Below are 1,537 nucleotides of genomic sequence, written 5' to 3'. Positions count from 1 at the left end.
TTACTCCGATCTGGACGCAGATATCGCCGCGGCAAACTCCGACAACGGCGAGCAGATAATGCGCGAGCTGGACAAAAAAGACCCGAGTCAGATCAAATACGGCGGCAAAGTGCGGATCTAAATCGCCGCCGCAAATTTTAAAATTTAAAATTTTACTACCGAATGTAAATTTTAAAATTTAAAATTTTACCGCTAAATTTAATCGCGCAAGCAAGCTTAGAATTTTTGCAGCAAGCCGCTTAATCGCAAGCGCGCTGCGGATTATGGGCTCGTTAAGCTTGCATTGGATAATATAGTGCAATCTGCCCGAAGGAGTAAGCTTGCGCCTGAAATACCTTTGTATAATAGTTTTTCTGATCTGGCTTTGCATATTTATCGCCTTGCTGCCCACATATAGAATTTCAGCTATCTTAGAAGCGCTTGATTTTAGCGATAAAAATCTAACGCAAAGAGAGATCGTAGAGTTAAATTTAAAAGATTACCTAAAAAAGCTTCACTACTTAGATAATTATCCGCAAATAGATTTCGGCAAGATGGCGGATATTCACTTAGACAAAAACGGCTATGAGAGAGTAAGATTTTCATGGTGCAACGGCGATAAATACCCCGATGATAGATGCGAATTTTGGAAGCTGGATAAAAGGCTAAATTTTGATTATCTAATGGATCTGGGTTCTAAAATTTGCAAAAACGGCAAGCCCATAGAAAATGCCGAAGAGATTGTAAAAAACGACGAGATTTTAAAACTACGGCTCTTTTATCCTTGGGAGCAAAAGCATTTGATTGACGAAGATGGAAATTTTATAGATAATTTTATATATATGAGGTTTGGAGATGGCGCCAACCACTCATTCGACCTATTTACTGATTTTGTATTTATAAGTAAAAATGACATACAATTACCAATTATGTACGAAACAAAAACTAAAAAATTTGACATAATTACTCCAGAAAACAGATGTTATAGGTGGCTTTTAAACTCTATATTTAGGGATGTAGTTTATCAACAAAAAAAGAGCATATACCCGTTTTGCTATAACTATAAAAAGATAATTGATGAAAATATGGATTGCGATAAAGAATATATATTTTCTTTCATTTCAATATACGACAAGGGGAGCAATCTCGATTATGAAACGATATTTTATAATAAAAATTTATACTATGATAAACATGAGACGGACATACTTTTCAATCAATACCAAAATTTAAAAAATCAAAAGAATAAGATAAATTTTAACTCGCAAGGAGAAGGTAGCGGAAGCAGATATTGAGTTACAGGGCATTACCTGCTAGAGCTGAAGTTAAAATTCTTCCTTTATATCCACTGCTTTAAATTTAGACTCTAATCTATAAAATTCCGGCGCGCCGCGCGGTGCAGCTAAAAATATCTGCGCCGCCGCATGACGCGACCTAAATAACCGCACGGGCGCCCGCGATCTTTGTTTTAAAGCTACCAAAGAGCGCGAGTGACAGCCGAAATTAAAATTTGCCTTTAAATTTAAAGCCTTTCAACCTGCGCAAAGGCGCGAGGGCA

1 protein-coding gene is annotated in these 1,537 nt (G+C 36.9%); it reads left to right on the top strand.

What is annotated here, in order from left to right; all coding sequences use genetic code 11:
* The first annotated feature begins 320 nt into the window (after positions 1-320).
* Positions 321-1,274, top strand: a complete 954-nt coding sequence (locus tag Q0340_RS00710) for a hypothetical protein (protein ID WP_298081755.1) — start codon at positions 321-323, stop codon at positions 1,272-1,274.
* The last annotated feature ends 263 nt before the right edge of the window (positions 1,275-1,537 follow it).

Origin of the sequence: uncultured Campylobacter sp., assembly GCF_938045595.1 — a bacterium.
Taxonomy (GTDB): domain Bacteria; phylum Campylobacterota; class Campylobacteria; order Campylobacterales; family Campylobacteraceae; genus Campylobacter_B.
Note: the sequence above shows the minus strand (reverse complement) of the source record. Positions and strands in the feature narration are given on the sequence as shown.